The organism is Pseudomonadota bacterium (genome assembly GCA_011049115.1).
Taxonomy (GTDB): domain Bacteria; phylum Desulfobacterota; class Anaeroferrophillalia; order Anaeroferrophillales; family Tharpellaceae; genus DSCM01.
On the sequence record DSCM01000088.1, the window covers coordinates 1 to 3,650 of the forward strand.

Consider the following 3,650-nt stretch of genomic DNA (forward strand, 5'->3'; position numbering starts at 1 on the left):
TCAAGGAAAAAGAAGAAAATCGTTGGCACCACGCTTTTGAGCTCAAAAAAAACTCGATCACGTAAAATCAACAGGTTACAAGGCAAGATCGACCAAAAATGGCCGCCAACTGTAGAAGAAAAGGTAAAGGTAGAAGCTCACCGGAGATCCCTGCATTGTTTCCGCGCTCTTGCAGGGTTCGTCCGGGTGTTCTTCCCCCAGCATAATGATCGAGTCGCCGATCAGAAGCTCGGCGTGCATCACCCCTTTGCCGTCGGGACCCGGCAGGACGAACCGCTCGACGGCGCCAAAAGCCTGTTGATAGAATTCGATGGCCTTCCGTGCATCCCTGAACATGACCATCGGCGTAACACTCCGATATCCTTCCGGTATTGTTTGTGTCATTGCATGCCTCCTTCATGAAATTCCTTCCCTTTTGCGGCCGCATCAGGAGTCCACTGCTCATCCGATTTGGTCGCGAATCATCGTTTTTTCTGTTCAGCAAATGTGCAACCAGCGTCGCAAGCTGTAATCAGCAATAAATATGCCAATGGGCGAAGCTCAGCTTGAGCGCGCCAACGCTCTGAATTTATTCAGGAAATAATCGGGAAGGTTCGTATGTCGAGGTCGCGGGATCAGGGCGGTGCGTCACCGGTCCGGGAGAACAGGAACAAATCCGGCCTGACGGGACGTTATCGCCGATGAGAAAGGGACCGCCTGCCTGCGGGAGGAATTCCAGTTTGAATGGGTGCCCCTGGGCATTACATGCGGAAAAAAATTTTTAGACCTGACTGGATTTCCGGTTACTGCGGCAACCCATGTACACGGGCAGTATTACACGGCTAAAGGCCATAATTGAGCCATCGGATCAGGAAACGATCCAGATTATTGGCAAAGGTCTGCCGGTCTTTCCGGTTCAGGGCTGCGGGTCCGCCCGTGTCGATGCCGCTGCTTCGCAGGTCCTCCATAAAGTTCCGCATCGACAGCCGCTCCCTGATGGTTTCTTCCGTATAGAGTTCTCCCCGGGGATTATGGGCAAAAGCGCCTTTGGCAATCACATTGGCGGCAAGGGGGATGTCGGCGGTAATCACCAGGTCTCCTTTTTCACAGCGGCGGGCGATCTCGTCATCGGCAACATCAGGCCCGGCCGCGACCCGGATGGTCCTGATAAATTTCGAAGGCGGAGGACGGAGAATTGAATTGGCAACCAGGACCAGCGGAACCTTGACCCTTTCCGCCGCCCGATAAAGGATCTCCTTGATCGAGTTCGGGCACGCATCGCCATCAACCCAGATCTGCATCAACCGTCCTCGCTTATCAATTCTCGATTTTCATGACCCGGCTCACCTGACCACTTTCCATGGGGACCTTGACTATTCCTCCTCCTTACGCAATTTTCTGCCGACCTTGAATGCCTTGCCGATGAATTCCCCAATTCCGTGATATTTCTGGCTGCCGGGGCTGAAGACAAGGGGACGGATCTTTTCGATATCCTGCCCGCCATCACCGTCAGCCAGGCTTTCATCTATTTTGCAGTCCACTATCTCGCCGACAAACTGGGCGTGCAGGCCGATTTTGTAGTGATGAATCACCTTGCATTCCAGAATCAGCGGGAACTCTCCGACATATGGCGCATCAACCAGTTCGGACCGGACCGGTGTGAGCCCGGTTTGCGCGAATTTATCAACGCTGCGCCCGGATACCAGGCCGAAAAAATCAGCCTCACGGACATATTGTTCTGATGGAACGCTGATTGTATAGGCCTGTCTCTCCATTATGCTGCCATAGGTGTATGTGGCCTCGCGCAGGGAAATGGTCACGCAGGGCGGTTTCGAGCAGCATATCCCTCCCCAGGCAATTGTCATGACATTGGCGGCGCCGCTGGTATCGTATGACCCGACGCACCAGACCGGCGTGGGTACGATCAGGGTTTTCGCCCCGAGTGACTTTTTCATAAGAACTTCCTTCAATGATTAAGGGTCAGAGAGATCATCTTCTTGGCTTGTAGGCAAGATCCTGCAGCTCTTTTATACTCTGCTTGTCGACAAGCTGGACAACATTGGTTGTTCCGGTCCTGGTTGAGTGCCGGCCTACGGTGACGATGAACGGCTCCTCCGGATTGATCTTCTTCTGCTTGACCGCTCTTTTGTAAAAATTCAGAATCGCCTTGTCGCTGTCCTGGTAATTTTGTTCGACCAGCAGAGGTTCAACTCCCCAGACAGCGGTCAGGCGCCTGTAGGTTTTTTCATTGCTGGTGACGCCGATGATTCGCACCGCAGGGCGCTGGCGGGCAACCATCAATGCGGTCAGGCCTGTTTCGGTAAATGTGACTATGGCCGAGACTTCCATGCGCTGGGAAAGGGTAACCGCCGCGGCCGCCATGGCCTTCCGGCTGTCCTTCATTTCAACAAATTCGCGATGCCAGGGATAATCCGCCTCTGTTTCATTTATCGTTTCGACAAGAACCTGTACCGCCTTTTCGGGATAATCGCCGACGGTAGTTTCATCGGAAAGCATGACCGCATCCGCGCCGTCCAGAACCGCATTGGCAATATCGGAAACCTCCGCTCTTGTGGGATAGGGCGAAGACACCATTGAGATCAGCATCTGGGTCGCGATGATCACCGGCAGTCCCTTTTGCCGGGCTTTGGCAATAATCCGCTTCTGTATCACAGGTATGATGTAGGGGCCCATTTCAACACCCAGGTCTCCCCTGGCGATCATCAGACCGTCTGCTTCACGAATGATCTCTTCAATATTTTCCAGGGCCGAGCCTTTCTCAATCTTGGCGAAAACCGGGGTGTCCCCTCCTTCCTTTCGTACAAGTTCCTTGGCCTGTCGAATGTCATCGGCGGACTGAACAAAAGAAAGCGCCATCAGGTCCAGGTTCCGGGCAATGCCGAATCGAATATCCGCCTGGTCTTTTTCGGTAATCGCCGACAGATTGACCTGGCCGACAGGCAGATTAACCCCCTTTCCCGTGGTAAGTTTCCCGCCGGTCAGAATCTTCACGGTAACCTTGTCGGCATCAATACCTTCCACGGTTGAGCGGATAGTGCCGTCGGCAAAATAGATCTGATCACCGATGGATACACTGTCGAGTATTTTTGGATAATTGATGGCAATGCAATGAGATGATCCATCGGCGCATTCACTTCTCCGGACATGGAGAAAATCGCCTTCCACCAATTGAACAGGCTCCATCGGCCCCACCCGGATTTTGGGCCCGGAAATGTCCTGAAGCAGGGCAATCGGCCTGTTCAGCTTTTCCGCGGCGCTGCGCGCATCTCTGATAAGCCGGTCATGAAACGCATGATCACCGTGGCTGAAATTGAGGCGAAAAACATTCACCCCCAACAGGATCAATCTTTCGATAAGGGCTTTATCGGCTGTCGCCGGTCCCAGGGTTGCAATTATCTTTGTTCTGGCCATGCAATCTTCATTATCAGAGGTTTCCGCTTTGTATGGTTCAGGACCCGGCATTGATCGCATGCTTTCCAGGCCTGGGATATCAGCAAGAGATCATGATGCGATTTGTCCCGGCTCAAATTTTAGTTGTTCATAAACCCACCACCTCTGGTGGTGGACCCGGATAGGTTCTACCGATCCGGCGAAAAATAAAATAGGCTTCTCCTCCGGGAAAGCCCCTTTGCAGGAGCAAAGGAGGAAAA

Annotated in this window: 3 protein-coding genes and 1 pseudogene; all 4 read right to left on the reverse strand. The window is 53.0% G+C overall.

Annotated features, from left to right (window positions below):
* Positions 1–120 precede the first annotated feature (120 nt).
* Positions 121–384, reverse strand: a pseudogene (locus tag ENN66_07325) (VOC family protein).
* Positions 385–821: 437 nt separating this feature from the next.
* A complete protein-coding gene (locus tag ENN66_07330) occupies positions 822–1,280 on the reverse strand; it encodes a YaiI/YqxD family protein (protein ID HDS16403.1) in 459 nt (152 codons plus the stop codon).
* Between the two features lie 72 nt (positions 1,281–1,352).
* Positions 1,353–1,934 carry a flavin reductase family protein gene (locus tag ENN66_07335; GenBank protein ID HDS16404.1) on the reverse strand — a complete coding sequence of 194 codons (582 nt, stop codon included), beginning with the start codon at positions 1,932–1,934 and terminating at the stop codon, positions 1,353–1,355.
* 34 nt (positions 1,935–1,968) lie between these two features.
* Positions 1,969–3,411 carry a pyruvate kinase gene (gene pyk, locus ENN66_07340; GenBank protein ID HDS16405.1) on the reverse strand — a complete coding sequence of 481 codons (1,443 nt, stop codon included), beginning with the start codon at positions 3,409–3,411 and terminating at the stop codon, positions 1,969–1,971.
* Positions 3,412–3,650: the final 239 nt, after the last annotated feature.